This is a genomic window from Bacillus sp. ISO11 (genome assembly GCF_003458115.1).
GTDB lineage: Bacteria > Bacillota > Bacilli > Bacillales > Bacillaceae_G > Bacillus_A > Bacillus_A cereus.
This window is the reverse complement of the sequence record NZ_QXCO01000106.1, coordinates 1-328: the sequence shown is the minus strand read 5'-3', so window position 1 is coordinate 328 and position 328 is coordinate 1. Positions and strand designations below refer to the sequence as shown.

The following is a 328-nucleotide window of genomic DNA, read 5'->3' as shown; positions in this document are numbered from 1 at the left end:
GAAGTCGGTGGGGTAACCTTTTTGGAGCCAGCCGCCTAAGGTGGGACAGATGATTGGGGTGAAGTCGTAACAAGGTAGCCGTATCGGAAGGTGCGGCTGGATCACCTCCTTTCTATGGAGAATTGATGAACGCTGTTCATCAATAAAGTTTCCGTGTTTCGTTTTGTTCAGTTTTGAGAGAACTATCTCTCATATATAAATGTATGTTCTTTGAAAACTAGATAACAGTGTAGCTCATATTTTTTAATTTTTAGTTTGGTTAAGTTAGAAAGGGCGCACGGTGGATGCCTTGACACTAGGAGTCGATGAAGGACGGGACTAACGCCGA

The 328-nt window shown here is 43.6% G+C and carries 1 rRNA gene; it reads left to right on the top strand.

The window, feature by feature from the left end:
* A 16S ribosomal RNA gene (locus D1166_RS31045) occupies positions 1-112 on the top strand; the annotation flags it as partial.
* Positions 113-328: the final 216 nt, after the last annotated feature.